Genomic DNA, 23,036 nt, shown 5'->3' with positions numbered 1-23,036 from the left:
TAATAAACGCCGACGACATATTTGAACTGATCGAAATTGCCGACCGCCTGGAATTCCTGCGTGTAGGTCTTCGACCCGATCTTGTCGTAGCTGAAGAAGGGCGCGAGGAAGGCCTCGACATAGTCCTGATAGGTCTTGACCCGGATGTTGCGGTAGCTGCTGAGCGACCGCAGCGTCAGCCCGTCGGTCGCCTGCCATTCGCCGACAAGCGTCTGTCCGTCCGACTTCACAGTGCTATACGGCAGATAGACCGGCCGATAGGCCCGCTTCACGTCGGAATTATATCCGGGGAAAAGGAAGGGCGCGAAAGCGTTTTCGGTGACGTAGCGGACGGGAGTGGTGCGCTGCTCGCTATAGTCGGCCGCATAGTCGACGGTGACCGTGTCGGTCGGCTCCCACCGCACGGCGCCGCGCACGGCATATTTGCGGTCGGCCTGAAAGTCGTTCGCGCTGGGTACGCCTGCCGTGTTGTTCGCGTTCTTCGCCCAGCCGTCGCGGTTCGAATAGAGGCCGGTAAGCTTCACCTTGAAGTCGCCGAACTGCGGCAGATCGACATTGGCGAGGACGCGCCGATAGCCGTAATTGCCGACCGAGGCGAGGCCACGAATGCCGAGTTCGCCGCTCGGCTTCCGGCTGATGATGTTGACCGCACCGCCGGTGGTGTTGCGACCATAGAGCGTGCCCTGCGGACCACGCAGCACTTCGACCCGCTCGACATCGGCGAGGTCGAAGGTGGAGGCCTGCGGGCGCGACTGGTAGATGCCGTCGACATACAGACCGACGCCGCCATCCTTGGTGATCAGGTTGGGGTCGCCGATGCCCTGGCCGCGCATGAACAGGACCAGCGTCGTCGACGAGCTGGGATAAGGCGCGAAATAGAGGCTCGGCGCCGCCTGAACCACGCCGCGCAGGTCGGTGATGCCCGAGGCCTGGAGCGCAGTGGCGGTCAGTGCGGTGATCGCGATCGGGGTACGTTGCAGATTCTCGGCGCGGCGCTCGGCGGTGACGACGATTTCCTCGAGGCCGTCATTGCTTGCGGTCTCGTCGGCTGCGGGTGCCGTCTGCGCGTGGAGCGGTGCGAGCGCGGCCGCGGCGAGAGCGATGACGGACGCGCGAAGGAATTTGGATGCGATGGTCAACTTCCCCTCCCTTGGGTTGCTTATATTGTCCGCGAATAATGACAGAATCGGCGACATAAGGCAACGCTCTGCGTAGCACATCAAATGATATGCTACGCAGAGCGCCAATGGCCTGAAATCAGGTCAGGAGAGGAAGTCGAACCGCGGTTGGGCGCGCTCGGTGATCATCTTGTGCCGTTGTTCAAGCATCGGGTCCAGCGCCTCGGGCTGGGGGACGATCCAGTAATCGCCACGCTCGATCGCATCGAAGACGGCCGCCGCGAAGGGCTCCGGATCCATACCATATTGGCCGATCATCCCACGCAGGGCATCGACGAATTTCTGCGTGGCGGGGTGGATTTCGCCACTGAACGGATCGTCGAAGATCGCCGACCGGACCGGGCCGGGGGCGAGCAGACTGACGCTGATGGGGGCGTCCAGCATGTCGAGTTCGACCTTCAGCGATTCCGTAATCGACACGACGGCGAATTTGGTGGCGCTGTAGGGCGCCATCAGCGGGCTGGGGTTGAAGCCGCCCACCGATGCCGTGTTCACGATCCGTGCCGGCACATTCGCCTTGAGCATGCGCGGCACGAAGCTGCGGATGCCGTTGAGCACTCCGCCAACATTGACCGCCAGCGACGCGTCCCAGCGGGAGGGTTCGATTTCCCAGCTGAAGCCGGTCGCCATGATACCGGCATTGTTGAACAGCAGATCGACCCGGCCGAAGCGCTCGAAGGCGATGTCGGCAAGCCGGTCGACCGCCGCGCGATCGGTGACGTCGGTCGGTACGGCGAGCGCGTCGGGAAGCCCGGCGGTCGCCGCCGCCAGAGCATCGGCGTCACGATCGGCGAGGATCAATCGAAGGCCACGCCGGGCGGCTTCGCGGGCCAGGCCTAGGCCTATTCCGCTCGCCGCACCGGTGATGACCGCATTGGAGGCGGTGGAGATCATGCGGCTATCAGAAGCTGATCTTGAACTCGACCGACACGCGGCGCGGTTCGCTGTAGAATTTGCCGCCGAAGCCGAGCGAGCCGAAGTCGATGCCGTAGAGCACCTGGTCTTCGTTGAGCAGATTTTCCCCGACGAGCGACAATTCGCCCTTCGCCGCACTGCCGAGCGCGATGTCGCTGAGAGCGATCCGCGCGTCGACGGTGTTGGTCGCGGGCGAGTCGACCTGCTGCTGGAACGGGTTCACCGCGTCGTTCGGGTAGAAATAGACGTGGCTGCGATAGGCATAGGAGACCCGCGCCGACAACGTGCCGATCGCCATCGGTTCGAACACATAATCGACCGCGACGTTCGAGTTGAACTTGGCGACGTTCGGGAAGCGTGCCGTGCTGGCGATGTCGCTGATCGTGTTGGTGTTCGGGTTGAGGAAGAGGAAGCGCTTATATTTCGGATCGGTGTATCCGAGCGAACCCGACAGCGTCAGGCCGCGCGCCGGAAGCGCCGTAACTTCCAGTTCGACGCCCTTGAACTCGGCCTTGCCGGCATTGACCAGCAGGGTCGACGCGCCGCCGCTGCCCGCCGCGAACTGCGGAACCTGAAGGTCGTCATATTTGCTCAGGAAGGCTGCGCCGTTGATGCGCAGACGACGATTGAACAGGTCGAGCTTGGCGCCCGCCTCATAGGAGACCAGCTTTTCCGGCGCAAAGCTGTTGAGCGTGTCTGCGCGCGGGTTGAAACCGCCCGACTTGTAGCCGGTCGACAGCTTTGCATAGATCAGCGCGTCGGGGCTCAGCTGATAGCTGGCCGACCCCAGAAAGGAGGTGTTGGTGTATTTTACGCTTCCCCGCGGCGGACCGATGATGCTGGACACGCCATTGGACAGGTTCTGCAGGAAGATGCTCTTGCGATCTTCGGTATAGCGGATACCGCCGGTCAGCTCGAACCGCTCGTCGAGCGACTGCGGCTTCCAGCTCACCTGGCCGAAGGCGGCATAGGACTTGGATACCTGCGAATAGCGCGCGATCGGCGACAGGTTGAGCCCGATCAGGTCGATGCCCTGGCCCACCAGCGCGTCCTGGACGGCGGTCGGAAAGCCGAGGAAGGGCAGGGCGAAGGGCGACAGCACCAGCGTGAGGTTCTGGTTGTTGTTCTCCGACACCTTCTCGCGGAAATAATAAGCGCCGAGCACATAGCTGAAGTCGCCGGCACTGCCGAGCAGCTGAAGCTCCTCGGAGAACTGCTTCTGCTTCTGCGGGCTGTTATAGCCATTATAGGGCGTGACCGACTGGACCGAGGTCAGCGTCGGCGAAGTGAAGTCGAGCACCAGACCCTTGAGGTCGCCCTGGCCGCTGAGGCCCAGGACATTTTCGAGCAGCAGCTTGCGATAGCCGGTGATCGACTTGATCGTGATCGCGTCCGACAGCTCGTAGGACAGCGTCAGGGTGTGGCCCTGGCTGCGCGTGTGCGAGGTATAGGTGTTGCCGGGGCCGCCCGGCTGCTGCAGGCCGCTGTTCAGGCGGGTGTCGGCACCGACGAACTGCAGTGCGGGGCCGCCATAAGTGGGCGAGCGGCCATAATAGGTCTGGGCGTCGGGGCTCAGCGCCACCGTCTGGAAGAAGCCCGGCGCGCCGGTGCGGTCGTCATAGTCGAACCCATAATCGACTTGGAGCGGGCCAAAGTCACCCGAGAGCGCAACGGTGAAGGCATCGACGTTGAGCGAGCCCGGATCCTTGCTGCGCGGCGTCAGGAAATTGTCGAAATAGCCGTCCCGCTGGCGATGATAATAGCTGACCGCCGCCGAAATGCCCGAGTCACCGAACTCGCCGGTATCGACGCGCCCGCGCCCGAACCAGTTGTTGCGCGTGCCGTAACCGCCGCGCAGGGTGGCCCCGAACACATCCGACGGCTTCTTCGACACGATCTGGATCGCGCCGCCGGTGGTGTTGCGGCCGAACAGCGTGCCCTGCGGGCCGCGCAGAACTTCGATCCGCTCGATATCGACGAGGTCGAAGATCGAGCCGGCGCTGCGCGCGACATAGACGCCATCGAGATAGATGCCGACGGCGGTGTCGAGGCCGAGCGAGGGATCGGTCTGGCCGATGCCGCGAATGTTGATCGATGCCGCCGAGAGCGACGAGGATTGCTGGCTGATCACCAGGTTCGGGGCGACCTGGCCGAGCTTGTCGACCGCCTGTATGTTGATCCTTTCGATCGCGCGGCTGTCGAGCGCGGTGATCGAGATCGGGGTCTTCTGCAGCGACTCGGACTGGCGACGCGCAGTGACGACGATGTCCTGGATGCCTTCGCTTGCGCCCTCCTCGACCGGGGTGGTCTGGGCCTGAGCGGAAATGGCCGAAAAGGCCAGCGCGATGACGGCGCAGCGCGTGGCGAAACGAACTTTATGATGCGACATTCTACGTCCCCTCGGATCCCGGATCATGGCCCGGCGCTTCTGTATCGTGGCGACGCATAAGTCTCGAAAATGGCCTAAGTCAATCCGGAATGCGTATCTCAAAATTATAAACAATGCGCATATTGTGACATTTTTGCCCGTATGTGCCGCAGCATTCGTTTGCGCTGGGCTTGGTGATGATGCGTAGCTGCGTAAAATTGACTGGTCGCTGATACGCATAAATGCATTCATGCTGGTTATGCAGTTGGCCCTCGGCTAGGCTGGCCACGCCCGGCAGCAGACCGATGGAGAGGCTATATGCGACGCGCCCGGACTGACGGCGAGCTCCGCACCGATCGGACGCGGGTGCACGTCTATACCTATCGCTACGAACGCCCATCGCGCGACACGCGCGCGCCGGGACGCGATCTCGTCGTCTTGTGCGAAAATCCTGCGCGGGGATCGGCCGGCATCTTCCGTTCGGCGGATGCGAGCAGTTCGGTCCTGCCGCTGGGGGGCATGATGGTCATCCCGGCCGGCGCTGCGATCAGCGCGACGGGGCCCGGCGGCGATCGTCGCCTGTCGGTCTGCAGTTCGGCGGGCGGCTGGCTGCCGGCGGATTTCGATCCGACCGATCGGCGTCAGCTGGCGCTGTGCGGCGACGTTCGCGACGTGCGGGTGCGCGCAGCGATGGAACGCATGGCTGCAGAGGCCCTGTCTCCCGGCTTTGGATCCGATGTGCTGATCGACGCCTTGGCGACGACACTGGCGATCGATCTCGCCCGCTATTTTCGGCGTTCGGTCTCCGATGGGGTGGACGCGCGGGGGCGGTTGGCGGCGTGGCAGCTGCGACGGATCGAGGATCGCGTGGCAGCGTCTTCAGGTGAGCGCCTTACCATCGCCGAACTGGCCGAGCTGGCCGAGGTCAGCGCCAGCCATTTCGCTCGCGTCTTTCGTGCCACGACCGGGCGCACCGTTCATCGCTTCGTCGAGGAGGTCCGGCTGTCGCGCGCGCAGGCGATGTTGCGCGAGACCGACATGCCGTTGAAGCAGATCGCCGCCACGCTCGGTTTTAGCGGCGCGAGCAGCTTCACATTGGCCTTTCGCAAGGCGACGGGGACGACGCCGGGCCGCTTTCGCTCGGAAATGACGATCGACTGATCTGCACGGATCGGAACATCGGCGCCGCGATTCATACAGGCGCGCCTGTCGCAGCGTCCTCTCCGCCGTGATTATGTCCATCCAGGAGAAGGGACGCGCGTGAACATAAGAACAGACGCAGACCGCAGGATCAGGATTGGTGGCGGGTCGGCCTATTTCGCCGACAGCGCGCTGGGTGTGCCGCAGCTGCTGGCCGCCGGCGGGCTCAATTATATCATCTTCGATTATCTCGCCGAGGCGAGCATGGGCATGTTCGGGCGCTCGCGTCAGGCAACGCCCCCGGTCCTCTATCCCCCGGACTTCCTGACGGTCCATGTCGGCCCGCATCTGCACGAGATCGCGCGGCAGGGGGTGAAGATCATCGCCAATGCCGGCGCGCTCGACCCGCTCGGCCTTGCCCGGGCCGTCGAGGAGAAGATCGCCGCCGAGGGGCTTTCGCTGAAGGTCGCGGCCGTCACCGGCGACGAACTGATCGAGCGGGTGGAGGAGTTCCGCGCCTCGGACGTGCGTGACATGTTCACCGGCGCGGCCTTTCCCGAGAAGGTGCTGACCGCCAACGCCTATCTCGGCGCCTTTCCGATCGCTGCGGCGCTGGCAGGCGGTGCGGACATCGTGATCACCGGGCGGGTGGTCGATTCCGCGATCGTGCTCGGCGCGCTCGTCCACGAATTCGGCTGGCAGCCGGACGATTATGAGAAGCTCGCAGCGGGGACGCTGGCCGGACACCTGCTCGAGTGCAGCACCCAGGTCACCGGTGGAACCTTCACCGACTGGGACGCGGTGGAGGGCTGGGAGGCGATCGGCTTTCCGATCGGGGAGGTCGCGCCGGACGGCAGCATGGTCCTGACCAAGCCCGAGGGCACCGGCGGTCTGGTCTCCGTCGGGACAGTCGCCGAGCAGCTTCTGTACGAGGTCAGCAATCCCGCCGACTATGTGGTTGCCGACGTGTCCTGCGATTTCAGTGCGGTGCGGCTGGAACAGCTCGGTCCCGACCGCGTGCATGTCAGCGGCGCGCGGGGGCGGCCGCCGACACCGTGGCTCAAGGCCAGTGTTACCTTCGACATGGGCTGGCGGACCACCGGGCTCACTCCGATCATCGGCGAGAGCGCGGGCGCCAAGGCGCGGCGGCAGGGGCAGGCGCTGATCGAACGCGGCCGAAGCCTGCTGCGCGCGCGCAACCTGCCGGACTTCAGCGGCACCTCGGTCGTCGTGATCGGCGAGGAGGCCAGCTACGGCCCGCATGCCCGCATCTCCGGCGCGCGCGAGGTGGTGCTCAAGCTGACGGTCGACCACCCCATGGTCGAGGGCGCGGGCATGTTCGCGCGCGAGCAGGCCTCGGGCATCACGACGATGTCGGTCGGCACCAGCATCAACCTCGCGACGACGGTCCAGCCGCTGACCGGGCTGTTCGGCTTCCTGCTGCCGCGCGAAATGGTGACCCCGCTCGTTACGATGGGGGGCGAGAGCTGGCCTGTCCCGATTGCGCCCGGCCGCACGAGCGAGGTCGCCGCGCCGGTGATCGCTGCCGCCGCACCCGAGGAGGATCGGACGACGGTCGACCTGATCGACCTCGCCTGGGGACGCAGTGGCGACAAGGGCAGCCTCTTCAACGTCGCGGTGATCGCCCGCGATCCTGACTGGATCGGCTGGATCGCCGCCGCCATGACGCCCGAAGCTGTAGGCGAATGGTATCGCCATTTCTCGCCGGACGGCAGCTTACCGAAGGTCGACCGCTATGCGGTCCCGGGCTTCTCGGCGCTGAACTTCGTCGTCCACGGCTGCCTGGGCGGTGGCATATTGAGCGGGGCCGGGGTCGATCCGGCCGCCAAGAGCATGGCGCAGCTGATCATGCGCTTTCCCGTCGCAGTGCCGCGCTCGCTCGCGGCGACCCTCCATGCGGAGACACTGGCATGAACGACTACAGCTATCTGATGAAAGGGATCGTGCCGCTTTCGACCGAGAGCAGCACGCTGATCAGCTCATCCAAATATCTGAACGACGCCCGCCTGCGCGACTGGGTGTCGACGCATATGCTGCGCCGGAACGGTCCCGACGTGCCGACGCCCTCGGATTCGATCCAGCTGGTGCTGCTGCTGCGCCAGCTTCAAGACATCGACCATATCAATGCGCTGTTCGCCGAAGAGCGGAAGAAGAATGCCGCGCTCGATGCATGGTTCGAGGAAGGCTATGCCTCTACCTTCCAGCGCGAGGACCTTGCCCAATATGCGCCGGGGACGGTCGGCAACATCTTCTACCGCCAGCTGGTCGACAACAATCTTCAGGTCGACATCGTGCCGCCGGTCAAGGCGCGCAACGACTATGAATATTTCAACTTCCGCGCCGGGCAGCAGCACGATCTAGAGCATATCCTCGGCGGTGGCGGCTTCGATTTCATCGGCGAAGTCGTGCCCTATTATATGCGCCTCGCGAACCTGTTCGTGCATCTGAGCCCGGAACTGGCGGGCGAGTTGTCGGTCTTCTCGATCCTCGGATCGACCCGGATCATCACCCGTGCAGTGCTTCATTATCCGCAGACCTGGCTGACCGTCCTCGACGCGATGGAGCGCGGGGCCAAGGTCGGGCGCGAGTCCGATCCGATCTACCTGATGCGCTATGAAGAGGTCTTCCACATGACCCCCGAGGATGCGCGCGCGCATCTCGGTATCCGGGGCGTTCGTATCGCCGACACCGCAGCGGCCTCGGCCGAATGGAACTGACCCCGATCCGGATGGAGGGCGCGGACGGCCTCGCGCTGGCGGCAGACGTTGCCGGACCGGCGGATGGTCAGCCCGTCATCCTTTTGCATGGCGGCGGGCAGACGCGCGGATCGTGGCGGAACGCGGTCGCGGCCCTCGCCCGCGCCGGTTATCGCGCGATCGCGGTCGATCAGCGCGGTCATGGCGAAAGCGCCTGGTCCGAGGATGGCGACTATCTGCTCGACCGCTTCGGCGACGATCTGCGCTGCGTGATCGACGGCCTCGACTCTCCCCCCATTCTCGTCGGCGCATCGCTCGGCGGGCTTGCGTCGCTGCTTGCGGCGGGCGAGGCTCCGCAGGCCGACGTCGCGGGGATCGTGCTGGTCGACATCGTGCCGTGGATGGAGAAGAAGGGCGGCGAACAGGTCGTCGGCTTCATGCGCGGCACCGATAGCGGCTTCGACACGCTCGACGAGGCCGCCGACGCGATCGCCGCCTATCTGCCGCATCGCCCGCGTCCCGATCGGCTCGACGGCCTGTCGCGCAACCTGCGCCAGCGCGCGGACGGGCGCTGGTACTGGCATTGGGATCCCGCCTTCGTCCGGCCCAACGCGAAATGGGACATGGACGACGTCAACCGGCGCCTGTCTGCCGCCGCGCGGGCGGTCAGCAGCCCGCTGATGCTGGTCCACGGCACGGCCAGCGAGATCGTGTCCGAGGCGGGCGCCACACGCTTTCGGGAGATGCTGCCCAAGGCGCAGGTCGTGCCGATCGCGGGCGCGCACCACATGGTCGCCGGCGACGATAATGACGCCTTTCTCGGCGCCCTTCTGACCTTCCTCGATACGCTGCCGGAGCCAACCGCATGAAGGATTTCGTCGTCCCAAGCCGCGAGGAAAGCATGGCGCGGCTGATGCGCGGCTATCAGCGCGTGGCGGGCTTCGCGCGCGACATGGATTACAGTGTTGCCGACCGGCTTGAGGAGCGTGCGGTGGACGCGGCCGATACGCCCTTCATCCTGTTCGAAGACCAGTCGATCAGCTTCGCCGAGATGAACCGCCGCGCAAACCGCGTCGCGCATGCGGCCCTCGCGACCGGGCTCAGGAAGGGCGACGTGGTCGCCCTGCTCATGCTCAACCGGCCCGAGTTCGTCATGACCTGGCTGGGCCTGTCGAAGATCGGCGTGGTCACCGCGTTGCTCAACACCAGCGCGACCGGCGACATCCTTGCCCATGCGCTGCGCCAGGTTGACGCCAAGGGGCTGATTGTCGGATCGGAACTGGCTGAGACCGTGGCCCGCATGGCGCCCGAAAGCCTGCCGGCCTTGGTCTTCGAGCAGTCGGAGACGGGCGCGGAGCGCAGCGGGCAGGGCTGGCGCGATCTCGATGCGGGCATGGCGACGGCGTCCGATGCCAATCCCCCGCGCAGCGAGCGGGCGGGCGTGGTCATGGCCGATCCGCTCTATCTGATCTTCACCTCGGGCACGACCGGCCTGCCCAAGGCGGCGCGGATGAGCCACATGCGCTTCCTGAACGCGGGCGAGATGATGACCGGACTGATGGAATTCGGCGCCGGGGACGTCTTCTATTGCGTGCTGCCGCTCTATCATGGGGCGGGCGGCATGGTGGTGCCCTCGGTCGCGCTCGTGACGGGGCGGCCGTTCGTGCTGCGGCGGAAGTTCAGCCGTTCGGGCTTCTGGCAGGACGTCCGCCGCCACCGCATCACCGCGACCTATTATATCGGAGAGATCGTCCGCTACCTGATGGCGTCGCCGCCGTCGCCCGACGACCGCGAGCACAGCCTGCGCGTGATGACCGGTGCGGGTCTCAAGCCGGATGTCTGGACCGCCTTTTCCGAGCGCTTCGGTGTCGAGACGATCATCGAGGGTCTGGGATCGACCGAAGCGAATTACGGGATCACCAATGTCGACGGCCGGCCGGGGTCGGTCGGGCGGCTGCCCTATCCCAAGGCGACCAACATCCGCATCCTCAAGTGGGACGTGGCCGCAGGCGAGCATGTCCGCGATGCGGACGGCGGCTATGTCGAAGCGGGCCCGCACGAAGTCGGCGAACTGGTTGCCGAGGTGCTCGACGGCACCGGGGTCGGCGGCTTCTTCGAAGGCTATACCTCGGCCGAGGCGACCGAGGCGAAGCTGCTGCGCAACCTGTTCCGCGAGGGCGACCGCTGGTTCCGCTCGGGCGATCTCGTCCGCTTCGACGAGGACGACTATTTCTTCTTCGTCGACCGGGTCGGCGACACCTATCGCTGGAAAAGCGAGAATGTTTCCACCGCCGAGGTCGAGACCGTCTTGTCGGGCTTCCCCGGCCCTTCGATCGTCAATGTCTATGGCGTCGCGGTGCCGGGCACCGAGGGCCGGGCCGGCATGGTCGCTCTGACCTATCCCGAGGGCGAGGCTTTCGAGCCGGAGGCCTTCTATGCCTTCGCGGCCGAGCGGCTGGCCAGCTACGCCATGCCGCTGTTCGTCCGGCTGTCCGCCACGGCCGACATGACCACCACCTTCAAGCTGCGCAAGGTCGACCTGCAGCGCGAAGGCTATGATCCCGGGGCCGCAAAGGGCGATCCGCTCTACGTCGCCGACCCCCAGGCCCGCACCTATGTGCCGCTGACGCCCGATGCGCTCGCGCGGCTCGACATCCCTCCCTTTGCAGGAGCATCCCCCCATGCACGTTGAGTTCACGCCCGACCAGCAGGCGCTGCGGGCCGAGTTCCGCGCCTATCTCGACGGGCTGATGACGCCCGAGGTTCGCGCCGCCACGGTCAACGCCGAAAGCGGTCCCGTCTATCGACAGATCATCCGGCAGATGGGGGCCGATGGCTGGCTGACCCCCGGCTGGCCGGTCGAATATGGCGGTCGTGGGCTCGATCCATTGACCCAGAAGATCCTGCTCGAGGAACTGGTGCTGGCAGAAGCGCCCTTTCCCTTCGTGACCGTCAACACGGTGGGCCCGGCGCTGATGCGGCTGGGGACCGAGAAGCAGAAGCGGGACATCCTGCCGCGCATCGCCAGCGGCGATCTGATCTTCGCGATCGGCTATTCGGAGCCGGGCGCGGGTACCGATCTTGCCGCGCTCAAGACCAAGGCCGTTCGCGACGGCGACGACTATGTGATCAACGGGCAGAAGATCTTCACCAGCGGCGCTGAGGGGGCGGACTATGTCTTCCTCGCGGTGCGGACCGATCCAGATGCCCCCCCGCACAAGGGGATCACCATCCTGATGATGGACACGTCGCTCCCCGGCTTTTCGGTCTCGCCGATCTGGACGGTCGGCGGCTTCCGCACCAACGTCACCTATTATGAGGACGTCCGCGTCCCGGCCGACATGGTCATCGGCGAGGTCAATGGCGGCTGGCGCCTGATCGCCGAGCAGCTGAATCACGAGCGGATCGGCCTCGCCGCGCTCACCTATACCGGCAATGGCTGCTTCGACGAGGTCGTCGCCTGGGCGCGCGAGACGCCGTCGGGTGCCGGCCGCCTGATCGATGTGCCCTGGGTCCAGTCGGCGCTCGGCGAATCCTATGCGCTGCTGCGCGCGGTGGGGGTGATGGGCAATCGCGTGGCGGCCGAAGTCGCGCAGGGTTCGACCCGCGCCGATCTCGCCTCCGGGCTCAAGGTGTTCGGCACCGAAGCGATGATCAAGGTGATGCGGCTGCTGCTCGACATACTCGGCCCGGTCGGCCTGATCCGCGACGGATCGCCCGGCGCGGTGTTGCGCGGACGGATCGAGCGCGAATATCGCAAGTGCCAGATCAACACCTTCGGCGGCGGCACTGCCGAGGTGCTGCGGGACATGGTGGCACAGATCGGCCTCGGCATGCCTCGGGGAGCACGCTGATGAGCGACCTTCTCGAACAGGCGCGCCAGTGGGTGGGGCGCCCCGCCAACAGGCCCGCCGTGGCGCGCGATGCGGTCAACCTGCCGATGATCCGCCGCTGGTGCGAGGCGATGGGCGAGACCAACCCCATCTATCTCGACGAAGCTGCCGCCATCGCCGCCGGCCATCCGGGCATCGTCGCGCCGCCGGCCATGCTCGACGTGTGGGCGATGGCGCCCTATCGCCCCGGCGGACGGACCGCCGAGGAGAATATGGCGGTGCTCGCGCTGTTCGACGCGGCGGGCTATACCGGCGTGGTCGCGACCAATGTCCGGCAGGACTATCACCGCTATCTGCGGATCGGCGACGTCGTCACCTCCACCCCGACCGTCGCCGACGTATCGGATGAAAAGCGCACCGCACTCGGCATCGGCCATTTCGTGACGCTCGCCTATGACTTCACCGTCGATGGCGAGCCGGTCGGCCGGATGACCTTCCGCGTGCTCAAGTTCAAGCCGAACCTCGCCCAGCCCAAGGCCGCCGCGCCTGTCGAGGGCGAGGCCAAGGCCTGGCCGCACCCGCGCCCGGCGATCACCCACGACAACGCCTTCTTCTGGGAGGGGATCGCCCAGCGCAAATTGCTGTTCCAGTCGTGCGAAGGCCGGCTGCGCCATCCGCCGGGACCGATGGACCCGGTGACGGGCTCGCTCGACTTCGAGATCGTCGAGGCCAGCGGGCGGGGCACGATCCACAGCTTCGTCGTGATGCACCAGCCGCGCCTGCCGGGTTACGACTATCCGCTGCCGGTCGTCCTGGTCGAGCTGGAGGAAGGCGTTCGCATGGTCGCCAACATGATCGACGCCAAGCCCGAGGACATCGCGATCGGCCGCCCGGTCGTCGCCGACTTCGTCGAGGTCGAGCCCGGCTATCTGCTCCCCGCCTTCCGTTTCGCCTGAGGACATCATGGATTTCACCCTTTCCGAAGATCAGGTGGCGCTGCGCGACCTGGCCGCGCGCATCCTCGACGATGCCACCGGCGACGATGCCCTGCGCGCTTTTGCCGACAGTGGCCGGCCCTATGACGACAAGCTGTGGAAAACGCTCGCCGATGCGGGGCTGCTCGGACTCGGTCTATCGGAATCGGCGGGCGGCATGGGCCTCGGCATGATCGACCTCGGCCTGCTGCTGGAGGAACAGGGCCGGACCCTTGCTCCCGTCCCGCTGGTTCCGACCCTGCTCGCCGGATGGGCGCTCGACGCGCATGGCACCGTCGGCCAGTGGGCGTGGCTGCCGCGCCTGCTGTCGGGCGAGGCGCTGCTGACCGTCGCGATCGACGAGGTCGGCGGTGTGGATCCGACGGCGCCGGGTGTCACTGCGACCACCGATGGCAATGGCTGGCGTCTGGACGGCGTGAAGGTCGCCGTGCCCTATGGCGAACAGGCGCAGGCGCTGCTGGTGACCGCGCGGACCGAAAGCGGTCCGGCGCTGTTCCTCGTCGAGCCGAGCGCGAAGGGGCTGACCGTTCAGGGGCAGCGCTCGACCAATGGCGAGCCGCAGGCGATGGTGAGCTTCGATGGCACGCCGCTGTCGGGCAATGCGATCGTCGGCAGTGTCGAAGAGGGCGGCGCGATCGTCACCGCGCTGGTGCAGCGGGCACAGGTCGCGCTGTCGTTGCGTCAGGTCGGCGTCGCCAGTGAAGCGCTGAAGCGCACCGCAGCCTATTCCAGCGCGCGCATCCAGTTCGGCAAGCCTCTGGGTTCGATGCAGGCGGTACAGCAGCGGGCGGCCGACGGCTTCATCGACGTCGAGGCGATGCGCTCGACCGCGCTGCTCGCCGCGTGGCAGATCGATCAGGGCCGGCCGCAGGCAGCGGATATCGCCACGGCCAAATATTGGGCAGCGATCGGCGGGCACCGCGTCGTCCACAGCGCGCAGCATCTTCACGGCGGCATGGGCGCCGACGTGACCTATCCGATCCACCGCTATTTCCTCGATGCCGTCGCGATCGGCGAGACGCTGGGCGGCGCCCAGCCGATGCTCGCCGCGATCGGCGCGGCAGTGGCCTCGGGCCAGACGGAGGCACTCGCATGAAGACCATCGCCGTGGGGCAGGTGCTGCCCGAACTCGCCATCCCGATCACCGCTTCGGCGATCGTCGCGGGCGCCATTGCGACCAACGACTATGAGAATGTCCACCACGACAAGGCCGCCGCGCAGGCGACCGGCGTGCCCGATATCTTCATGAACATCCTGACCACCAATGGTCTGGTGCAGCGCTATGTGTCCGACTGGAGCGGCCCTTCGGCGCGCGTCGCCTCGGTCGAGATCCGGCTCGGAGCGCCCAATTTCGTCGGCGACACGATGCGCATGACCGGCGAGGTCACCCGCGTCGAGGGCTGCGAGGTCGACGTGAAGGTCAGCGGGCGCAACCAGATCGGCGAGCATGTCTTCGCCACGGTCACGCTGCATATGGGAGCCGAAGCATGAGCGGTCTGGCGGGCAAGGCGGCGATCGTCGGGATCGGCGCCACCGAATTTTCCAAGAATAGCGGCCGGTCGGAACTGCGGCTTGCCGTCGAAGCGATCCTGAGCGCGCTGGAGGACGCCGGCATCGATCGCGCCGAGGTCGACGGGCTCAGCACCTACACGATGGACAATAATCCGGAGATCGAGGTTTTCCGCAACATCGGCGGCCGGCAGCTCAAATTCTTCAGCCGCATCCATTATGGCGGGGGTGCGGCCTGTGCGCCGATCATGCAGGCGGCGATGGCGGTCGCGACCGGCGTTGCCGAGGTGGTCGTCTGCTACCGGGCGATGAACGAGCGGTCGCAATATCGCTTCGGCACCGGCTACACGCCCCCGCCCGTGCCCAATGCCGAGTCCGCCCATTATGGCTATTATGTGCCGTTCGGGCTGATCTCGCCCGCCTCATGGGTGGCGATGTCGGCGCAGCGCTACATGTATGAGACGGGCGCCACGTCAGAGGATTTCGGCCGGGTTTCGGTCGCCTGCCGCCGCCATGCCGCCAACAATCCGGCGGCCTGGTTCTACCAGCAGCCGATCAGCCTGGACGATCATCAGGCCTCCCGCTGGATCGTGGAGCCGCTGCACCTGCTCGACTGTTGCCAGGAGTCCGACGGGGCTGTCGCGATCGTCGTGACGAGCGCTGCGCGTGCGGCTAAGTTGAAGCAACCGCCGGCGATCATCCGCGCGGCGGCGCAGGGTGCGGCCGACGACCAGCAGATGATGACCAGCTATTATCGGCAGGACATCGCCCGACTGTCGGAAATGGACCTCGTCGCCGGGCAGCTTTACGCGCAGGCGGGGATGGGGCCGGACGATATCCGTACCGCAATCCTCTACGACCATTTCTCGCCGTTCGTGCTGCCGCAACTCGAAGCGTTCGGCTTTGCCGGGCGCGGTCAGGCGCGGCATTTCATCGCGGATGAGGGCATCGAGATCGGTGGCCGCCTGCCGGTCAACACCAATGGCGGACAGCTGGGCGAGGCCTATATCCACGGAATGAACGGGATCGCGGAAGCGGTCCGCCAGGTGCGCGGTACCTCGGTCAACCAGGTGGCCGGGCCGGGCCATGTGCTCGTGACGGCGGGTACGGGGGTGCCGACGAGCGGGCTGATATTGTCGGAAGCGTGACCAGAAATAGGGGGCGCCGTCGATTCCCCCGAGCCGACGGCGCCGCCCGCCCTCACATCGCGGTTGCGCCCCCGTCCACGACGAGAGGGTGACCCGTCACGAAGCTCGCGGCTTCGGAACTGAGGAACAGCACGGCCGAGGCGATTTCCTCGGGCTGTGCGAAGCGACCGAGCGGGGTCATCTGCTCGATCACGGCCTTGATCTGCGGATTATTGTCGAACTTCTCGGTCATCGGCGTGCGCACCACGCCGGGGCAGACCGCGTTGACGCGGATGCCGTGCTTGGCAAAGGCAAGCGCCGCCGAGCGGGTCAGCCCGACCACGCCATGCTTCGACCCGACATAGCCGGGCTGCGGCGAGCCGACGATGCCATTGATCGACGCGGTGTTGACGATTGCGCCGCCGCCGCCCTGCTTGAGCATCTGCCGTACTTCGTGGCGGATGCATGACGCGACCCCGGTCAGGTTGATGGCGATCGACTTGTCGAACGCCTCGGCATTGTCCCAGATGTCGGCGTCGAAATTGACGCCCGCATTGTTGAACGCGATGTCGAGCCGACCGTAGGCGGCGACGGTGCCCTCGACCAGCGCGGCAACCGCCTGCTCGTCGGACACGTCGGTGGCGATGAAGCGCGCCTCGCCGCCCGCATCCTTGATCATCGCGACGGTCTGGTCGCCGCCAGGTCCCGGCAGATCGGCTATGACAACTTTAGCGCCTTCGCGGGCGAAGGCGATCGCAGTGGCCCGGCCGATGCCGCCGCCGGCACCCGTGACGAGCGCGACCTTACCCTCGAACTGTCCTGACATAAGTTTATTCTCCCCTTTTCTGTGAAGCAGCAGCCGGGGTCCCTTTCTGCCGTCGAGCGGCGGGCCGGCGCCTGCGGGGCCGCGTCTCAGGCGGCCTTGTCGTACCAGGTGATCAGATGGCTGATGTCGCTGCAGTCTTCGAGCTTGCGGCCGACCTTGCCCAGATGATGCACGGTGATCTGCATCGCATCGGTCAGCGGCTGGACCACCTCCATGATGCGGTCATATTCGGTACGGGCGATCTTCCACTTCCCATCGACGCGGCGATAGCGGTCGCGGTAGATGGCGGTCCCGGTCGTCACGTCCTTGCGGTCGAGCGAGATGAAGATGTCCTCGAGATACCAGATGCCCTCGGCCTCGTCGTCGCCGATCAGGGTGATGTCGGGCATGTGGCCATGGTGCATGGCGACTGCCGTTGCGTTGAAGCTGTTCATCAGGAAGTCGACCATCCTGGCCGCGCCTTCGAGCTGCACGAAATAGCCGCCGCCGCGATATTCGACCGAGACGTCGTCGGTGAAAAGCGTTTCCAGCACCGCCTGATCGGCCGTATCGATCGACCGGAAGTAGCGATGCTTTACCGTGCGGATATCCTCAAGGTCCGACAGTTGCTGTAGCGTATAGGCCACGAACCCCTCCATTTGCGTAATCTGCGCTTATATTGTGTGCGCAGACGCTAAAGCAGGATCGCGCGCTTGGCTAGAGGCAGAAAGCGCCGGCGGAAGCGTGCAGCGCCTCCGCCGGAACATCCTGTCGTCAGGCGTCGAAATTGGTCCCGCAGCTGAGTTCGCGATGCGCTTCCATCGCCGCGCGCACCTCGTCCATGCGCGCGCAGACGGCGGCGTAGGCGTCGGGGCCGGCGATCAGTTGGCGGGGCGGCGAAGGCATGGCGGCGACCGCGGCGACAAGCGCGGCCAGCTTGGCCGGATCGCCGGGCTGGCGTCCGTCGACAGACTTCACCAACTGCATCCGGGCGTGGACGCCGTCATCATAATCGGCGACCCCCGACTCGCCCGTCTTGAGCGAGCGGCCGGAGAAATCGGTCCGGAACATGCCCGCCGCGATCGAGCAGACGCGGATGCCGAGACCTTCCACTTCACGCGACAGCGCCTCGGAAATAGCCTCCAGCGCGAATTTCGATCCCGAATAGTAGCCGGTCGCCGGGTTGCTGATTCGGCCAGCGAGCGACGAGATCTGGATGATGTGCCCCGCCCGGCGCGCGCGCATGCCGGGCAGCACCGCCTGCATCATCCGGATCGCGCCGAACAGGTTGACCTCGTACATCGCCTTGACGGCGGCCTCGTCGCCTTCCTCGATCGAGGCGACATAGCCATAGCCGGCATTGTTCACGAGGACGTCGATCGCACCGAAGCGCTGCTCGGCTTCCGCGACGGCGGCCTGCACCTGCGCGGGATCGGCTACGTCGAGCGGCAGTGCGATGGCTTGGTCAGGATAGGCGGCGACGAGGTCCTCGACATCCGATGGCTTCCGCGCGGTCACGGCGACGCGGTCGCCGATCGACAGGGCGTGGGTGGCGATGGCTCGGCCGATACCGGTCGAGCATCCGGTAATGATCCAGCTGCGCATGGTGCTCATTCCGCGATCCGCCAGGCATAGGAGGCGGCGCGCTCTTCTCGCTGCCGCTGCCGTTCGTCTGGGGATACCCAGCGGGTGCCGGCGGGCAGTTCGTCGCGCAGCCGTTCGAGCTTCACCACGCGGCTGCGCGCGCCGAAGCCCTCGCCCGGCCGCCCGCTGGCGAACTCGGCCCAGCGCAGGGTGAGCAGCCCTTCGGGCATGTCGCAGGGGTCGAGCCAGTTCCACACGCCCGGATCGCGTTCAGACACGACGAAGGTCAGATTGTCCGGATCGTCGCGCACCGCCTGGGTGAGGTTGAGGCTCGACGTCCGGTGCATGATGTCGTTGGTCGTGCCCCAGATGTTGGTGATGGGCGCGAGGAAATAATCGGCACCGCCGAGGCCCACCTCGATCACCAGCGCCTCGTCGGGCTTCAGGTCGAAATGGCCCATGATGTAGATCTGGTTGCGCAGCGCGCCGTCGCTGTCGCGGTCGATCGTGAAGTCGAAGCCATTGGCCGCCTTGGTGGTCGCCTGCGCGTTCCAGCGCATCGTGCTGTCGACGTTGCGGATCAGCATCGCCTGCGCGTCGGCCACCTTCTGGTCGAAGCTGCGCTCGGGCGTTTTCGGCGCACCGCCCAGCCGCTCGATCGTCAGCCTGTTCGGCCGCTCGCGCGCCCAGTCGGCGACGACGTCGCGAATGTAGAATTCGATCGCCTCGGGCGAGGAGCGGATATGGTTCGCCCGGTCGCCCTTCTCGTCGGCGTCTACGAAAATCTCGAAATTGCCCTGCGCGTCGAGGACGAGCGACTTGCCGTCGAGCACGTCGACCGTCCCCATATGCGCGTTCCACAGGGTGAAGTAATTCTCCGTCAGGCGCGGATCGGGAACGCTGCCGCGGATGACATAGCGCTCGGCCCCGTCGATCGGGATCACGCGATAGACCGAGTCGGGGTTGTCGATGCCCCAGCGCGTGCCGGGCACGTCCAGATCGCCCAGCTTGTGCGGCAGGCGGGTGATGGTGACGACCGCCGGCCGCTGCGAGTCGGTGTTCAGCGACCAGAGGATCGCCCCGAAGGCGACCTCGGGATAGGCCCATTCGAACGCCCTGCGCATGGCAGGCGAGGGCTGCGCCTTGTCGAGCCAATAGGCGCGGCGGTCCTCGATGGTCTGCTGCATGCGCGGGTCGGCCAGGACGGCCAGCGCCTCGCGCTCGAAACGGGCTTGTTCTTCGGTGGCAATCGGGTTCACGCTGTGGCTCCTCTCTCTGGAGTGCTACGCTAAGGCGTAGCGCGAGGCGCGCAACCGCTACGCAGATGGAGCCAGGGACGGATATGCGTTAAAGCGACGCGTAGAGAAGAGCTGGAGGAGCGGATGGACGGCCAGTATCGCAGCGTCGTCGAGATGGCCCTGCCGGACCTGCGGGTCGAGCGGCTGGTGCAGGATCGCAGCGGTCCCTTCGAACGATGCCACCAGCTCGACGAGCCGTCGATCGTCTATATGACGCGAACCGGCGAGGAGGCCGCGATCGGCTGCTTCGGCGAGCCGCGTTCGCACCGCAGCTTCACCCGCTTCGGATCGGCGATCGTCGTGCCGGCCCAAGTGCCCCTGCACGTCCGCTCGAATGGCTTCAGCGGGCGCGAGATGATCGTCGTTCGCTTCGATCGCGACCGCTTCGCTGAACTCACCGGGCTGAGCGCGGGGCTGGAGGATGCGCTGCTCGCCTCCTGCGTCGACGTGCGCGCGGCAGGCATTGCCGCCACGCTCGATCGGCTGAGCATCGAGATGGTGCGGCCCTCGATCGCGCGCGAGACGATCGTAGCGGGGCTGGGAATGGTGCTGCTCGGGGAACTGGCGCGCCATTTCGACGAGATCCGCCAGTCGGGCGCGCCGCGCGGCGGGATGGCCGACTGGCAGCTGCGGCGGATCGAGGCGCGGCTCGAGGATGACAGGCTGTTGCCGCCCGATCTGAGCGAGTTGGCCGATCTGTGCGGGATCAGCCGCCGGCACCTGATGCGCGCCTGGAAAGCGACGATGGGGGGCACGGTTATGGAACGCGTCGAGCAGTTCACCTTCGACCGCGCCCGCCGGATGCTGGAGGAGCGCCCGGAACTGCCGGTCAAGACGATCGCGGGCGCCTGCGGCTTTGCCGGGCAGGCCGCCTTTTCGACCGCGTTCCGGAGGCGCTTCGGGATCAGCCCTATGACGTGGCGGCAGCGCTACCGGACGGGGCGTCCTCACTGAGCGGATAGCGGTCGAGCCGTTCGCCTCTTGTCTCGGGCATCAGCAGCCAGATCAGCGGTATGGCGAGATAGGCGGCGAAGCCGAGCAGCGTGACGGCCGGTCCGATCGAGCCCATTGCGGCGCTGACGGCCCCCAGCAGCCAGGGCCCGATGACGACGCCCCATCGCCCGATCAGATTGTGACACCAGCCATTGGCTGCAGCGCGCAGATGGGTCGGGAAGAGCTCCGAATTGAGCGTGTAGCTCGCCACCCACACGCCGAGCGCCACCTGTACCCCCAGGAAGCCGCCCGCGACCGCCCACCAGCCCTGCGCCGAATAGCAGAACTGGGTGAGGCCTCCGAGCGCCGCCATGAACAGGGTGATCGTCCATCGGCGCCCGATCCGGTCCATCAGCCAGCCGACCGCGAGATAGCCCAGGAAGCAGGCGACCAGCCCGACGGGCGCGATCGCGGCGAAATCGGACGGCGCCCAGTTGCGTTCCCGCACCGCATAGAGGGTGAAGAACAGGCTGCCGACCGAGGTCGCCAAATTGACGATGAACCAGAGCAGGCTCATCGCCGCGAAGCGGATGCGCAGGCCGGGGACGAGCAACTGGCGCAGCTCGTCGAGCGGCGAGAGGCGGGGGGCGGACCTGGCGCGGGCGTCGAGCCAGACCGGGGTTTCGCGCAGCTTGAACAGGAGCAAGGGCACCATCAGCAGCGGCAGCGCCCCGATCAGGAACAGCATACGCCAGCCCAGGCTGGTTTCCAGCGCGGGCGCCAGCACGAGGAATGGCAGGGCGGCACCGAAGCTTCCGAAGGCCCCGAGCAGCCCATTGGCGCGTCCCCGCGTCGCAGGCGGCAGCGTTTCGCTGACGATCAGATAGGCTGTGGCGATCTGCGTGACGAGCAGCGCGCGGGTCGCCATCTGGACCGCCGTATATTGGCCGACGCTGCCGACCAGCACGGTGGCGAGCGAACCGAGAGAGAAGCCGGCAGCGGCTAGGATCAGGATCGGCCTGCGCCCGAAGCGGTCGCCGAGGCGAACGATCGCCCAGGCGGCGATCGAGCCCATCGCGATGATGCCGAGCGCTCCGCCGAGTGCCGCAGTCGTCGTGCCGAAATCCTTTGCCAAATAGGGCAGCACCACCGCCGTCGCGCTGACATCGAACCCCTCGAACATGACCACGACCGCCAGCATCGCGAGCAGGCCGATGTGCTGCCGGGTCAGCTTTTCGTTCGTCGGGCCTTGGGTCATGCAGGATCCAGTTCGAACACGGATACGGGGCTTTCGACCACGCCCACCTGGGCAACATAGCGTTGCCATGCTTCGATCAGTTCCGCCAGCAGGTCCGGGCGATCCTGTGCGCGGTCCCGCGTCTCACCGGGGTCCGCTTTCAGGTCGTAAAGTTGCCAGGTGCCTGTTCCCTCGGGGCTGCGCATCCACAGCGCCTTCCACCCGTCGCGTCGTACGGCACGCAGACCGAACAGCTCCCACCCGGTTTCGGTACCTGCGGGGTGAACTTCGCCTTCGCCCGTGCGGAGGTGCGCCAGCATCGAACTGCCCAGCGGTTGGGCGACCGCGCGTCCCTGATAGGATGTCGGAAAGCGTAGGCCCGCCGCTTCGAGGATCGTGAGAGGCACGTCCATCGCGGTCGAGAAAGCGTCGCTGATCCGGCCGCTGGCGATGCCGGGGCCGCTCGCGAAGAAGGGCACGCGGATGCCGCCTTCGGTCGGAAAGGATTTGTGCAGGCGCGACGGCGCGGTGGCCGCCTGCGCCCAGCGCGGGCCGTACCAGCAGCAGCTGGTCGGCCGGCCGAGATTGTCGAGGCTGTTGTCGAAATGCTCGGCGATTTGCGCCTCGATCATCTTGCCGACGATCGGCATTGCCTCGACCATCGCGCCCTCGGCGCCATTGTCGGACAGAAACAGGATGATCGTGTCGTCGAGGTCGCCGCTCGCGGACAGGCTGTCGATCACGCGGCCGATATTCCAGTCCATGCGGTCGACCATCGCCGCATAGACTTCCATCGTGCGAGCCGACCAGGCGCGCTGCTCGGGGCTGAGCCCAGCCCAGTCCTGCCCGTCGACGAAGGGGTGGGGGACGACGTCCGGCGGACACAGGCCTTCCGCCCTCAGGCGGGCCAGCCGTTCCTCCCGAAGTGCCTCCGGTCCCGCATCATAACGGCCCCGATAGCGGAGGCAGGATTCTTCCGGGGCCTGCAGCGGCCAGTGCGGCGCGCTGAACGGCAGATAGGCGAAGAAAGGCTGCTCGCGCGGCCGTTCCTCCAGATAGCCGATGAGCCGATCCGCGAAATAGTCGGACGAGTAGAAATCGTCGGGCAGCTTCGCCACCGGCCGGCCATCCTCCTGATAGGCGGTGGCGACGATCGAGAAACGGTCGAGCCCCTCCCCGGCATAATGGCTGGCGCCCGCCGGCAGCAGCGCGAAGGAGCGGTCGAAGCCGCGCGCGGCGGGCATGCTGTCCGGCGTGTCGCCCAGATGCCATTTGCCCGACAGCAATGTGTGGTAGCCCGCATCGCGCAGCAATTCGGTGACTGTCACCACCCGGTCGTTGAGATGCCCCTCATAGCCCGGCGCCCCGGCAAATCCGGGCTGCGCGACCTCCAGCAT

20 protein-coding genes are annotated in these 23,036 nt (G+C 66.3%); 11 read left to right on the top strand and 9 right to left on the bottom strand.

The genetic code is table 11. The features are described from left to right. From KAY22_RS10745 to KAY22_RS10735, 3 genes are all read right to left on the bottom strand, one after another. On the bottom strand, window positions 1–1,139 hold a 1,139-nt coding region (locus KAY22_RS10745; RefSeq protein WP_296623172.1), incomplete at its 3' end, for a TonB-dependent receptor plug domain-containing protein. A gap of 123 nt (window positions 1,140–1,262) precedes the next feature. Then, a complete protein-coding gene (locus tag KAY22_RS10740) occupies window positions 1,263–2,072 on the bottom strand; it encodes an SDR family NAD(P)-dependent oxidoreductase (protein WP_296623171.1) in 810 nt (269 codons plus the stop codon). Window positions 2,073–2,079: 7 nt separating this feature from the next. Further along, the gene (locus KAY22_RS10735; RefSeq protein WP_296623170.1) at window positions 2,080–4,482 is read right to left on the bottom strand and encodes a TonB-dependent receptor; all 2,403 of its coding nucleotides are present in this window, start codon (window positions 4,480–4,482) and stop codon (window positions 2,080–2,082) included. Window positions 4,483–4,779: 297 nt separating this feature from the next. Here KAY22_RS10735 and KAY22_RS10730 point away from each other — a divergent pair, with 297 nt between their 5' ends. From KAY22_RS10730 to KAY22_RS10685, 10 genes are all read left to right on the top strand, one after another. Continuing rightward, window positions 4,780–5,622, top strand: coding sequence for a helix-turn-helix transcriptional regulator (locus KAY22_RS10730; protein ID WP_296623168.1), 843 nt, complete (start codon window positions 4,780–4,782; stop codon window positions 5,620–5,622). Between the two features lie 99 nt (window positions 5,623–5,721). Beyond that, entirely contained in the window at window positions 5,722–7,536 is a 1,815-nt protein-coding gene (locus tag KAY22_RS10725; RefSeq protein ID WP_296623166.1) for an acyclic terpene utilization AtuA family protein, read from the top strand. Beyond that, complete coding sequence (locus tag KAY22_RS10720; RefSeq protein WP_296623163.1) at window positions 7,533–8,339, top strand: Coq4 family protein; 807 nt, start codon at window positions 7,533–7,535, stop codon at window positions 8,337–8,339. Before KAY22_RS10725 ends, KAY22_RS10720 begins: the two co-directional genes overlap by 4 nt. Beyond that, complete coding sequence (locus tag KAY22_RS10715) at window positions 8,330–9,187, top strand: alpha/beta hydrolase (RefSeq protein ID WP_296623160.1); 858 nt, start codon at window positions 8,330–8,332, stop codon at window positions 9,185–9,187. Before KAY22_RS10720 ends, KAY22_RS10715 begins: the two co-directional genes overlap by 10 nt. Continuing rightward, window positions 9,184–11,010 (top strand): long-chain-acyl-CoA synthetase, encoded by a 1,827-nt coding sequence (locus KAY22_RS10710; protein ID WP_296623158.1) that lies wholly within the window; start codon window positions 9,184–9,186, stop codon window positions 11,008–11,010. The genes KAY22_RS10715 and KAY22_RS10710 overlap by 4 nt, the downstream gene beginning before the upstream one ends. Further along, window positions 11,000–12,172, top strand: a complete 1,173-nt coding sequence (locus KAY22_RS10705) for an acyl-CoA dehydrogenase family protein (RefSeq protein ID WP_296623156.1) — start codon at window positions 11,000–11,002, stop codon at window positions 12,170–12,172. The genes KAY22_RS10710 and KAY22_RS10705 overlap by 11 nt, the downstream gene beginning before the upstream one ends. Then, complete coding sequence (locus KAY22_RS10700) at window positions 12,172–13,107, top strand: MaoC family dehydratase N-terminal domain-containing protein (RefSeq protein ID WP_296623152.1); 936 nt, start codon at window positions 12,172–12,174, stop codon at window positions 13,105–13,107. The genes KAY22_RS10705 and KAY22_RS10700 overlap by 1 nt, the downstream gene beginning before the upstream one ends. Before the next feature lie 7 nt (window positions 13,108–13,114). Then, entirely contained in the window at window positions 13,115–14,242 is a 1,128-nt protein-coding gene (locus KAY22_RS10695; RefSeq protein ID WP_296623150.1) for an acyl-CoA dehydrogenase family protein, read from the top strand. Then, on the top strand, window positions 14,239–14,637 hold the full coding sequence (locus KAY22_RS10690; RefSeq protein ID WP_296623148.1) for a MaoC/PaaZ C-terminal domain-containing protein: 399 nt from the start codon (window positions 14,239–14,241) through the stop codon (window positions 14,635–14,637). Before KAY22_RS10695 ends, KAY22_RS10690 begins: the two co-directional genes overlap by 4 nt. After that, window positions 14,634–15,803 (top strand): lipid-transfer protein, encoded by a 1,170-nt coding sequence (locus tag KAY22_RS10685; protein WP_296623145.1) that lies wholly within the window; start codon window positions 14,634–14,636, stop codon window positions 15,801–15,803. The genes KAY22_RS10690 and KAY22_RS10685 overlap by 4 nt, the downstream gene beginning before the upstream one ends. A gap of 52 nt (window positions 15,804–15,855) precedes the next feature. Here the strand turns inward: KAY22_RS10685 and KAY22_RS10680 are convergent, their stop codons facing one another. From KAY22_RS10680 to KAY22_RS10665, 4 genes are all read right to left on the bottom strand, one after another. Next, complete coding sequence (locus KAY22_RS10680) at window positions 15,856–16,608, bottom strand: glucose 1-dehydrogenase (protein ID WP_296623142.1); 753 nt, start codon at window positions 16,606–16,608, stop codon at window positions 15,856–15,858. 86 nt (window positions 16,609–16,694) lie between these two features. Continuing rightward, on the bottom strand, window positions 16,695–17,234 hold the full coding sequence (locus KAY22_RS10675; protein ID WP_296623140.1) for a nuclear transport factor 2 family protein: 540 nt from the start codon (window positions 17,232–17,234) through the stop codon (window positions 16,695–16,697). Between the two features lie 127 nt (window positions 17,235–17,361). Further along, window positions 17,362–18,201: an oxidoreductase gene (locus KAY22_RS10670; RefSeq protein ID WP_296623138.1), complete on the bottom strand. Its 840-nt coding sequence runs from the start codon at window positions 18,199–18,201 to the stop codon at window positions 17,362–17,364. Next, entirely contained in the window at window positions 18,198–19,430 is a 1,233-nt protein-coding gene (locus KAY22_RS10665; protein ID WP_296623136.1) for a hypothetical protein, read from the bottom strand. The genes KAY22_RS10670 and KAY22_RS10665 overlap by 4 nt, the downstream gene beginning before the upstream one ends. Before the next feature lie 123 nt (window positions 19,431–19,553). Here KAY22_RS10665 and KAY22_RS10660 point away from each other — a divergent pair, with 123 nt between their 5' ends. Beyond that, complete coding sequence (locus tag KAY22_RS10660) at window positions 19,554–20,423, top strand: AraC family transcriptional regulator (protein WP_296623132.1); 870 nt, start codon at window positions 19,554–19,556, stop codon at window positions 20,421–20,423. On the opposite strand, the gene KAY22_RS10655 is transcribed toward KAY22_RS10660, so the two are convergent. Then, window positions 20,380–21,660 carry an MFS transporter gene (locus tag KAY22_RS10655; RefSeq protein ID WP_296623130.1) on the bottom strand — a complete coding sequence of 427 codons (1,281 nt, stop codon included), beginning with the start codon at window positions 21,658–21,660 and terminating at the stop codon, window positions 20,380–20,382. The genes KAY22_RS10660 and KAY22_RS10655 overlap by 44 nt on opposite strands. After that, on the bottom strand, window positions 21,657–23,036 hold a 1,380-nt coding region (locus KAY22_RS10650; RefSeq protein WP_296623128.1), incomplete at its 5' end, for a sulfatase-like hydrolase/transferase. The genes KAY22_RS10650 and KAY22_RS10655, both read right to left, overlap by 4 nt.

The organism is Rhizorhabdus sp., from assembly GCF_018006725.1.
Taxonomy (GTDB): domain Bacteria; phylum Pseudomonadota; class Alphaproteobacteria; order Sphingomonadales; family Sphingomonadaceae; genus Rhizorhabdus.
Note: the sequence above shows the minus strand (reverse complement) of the source record. Positions and strands in the feature narration are given on the sequence as shown.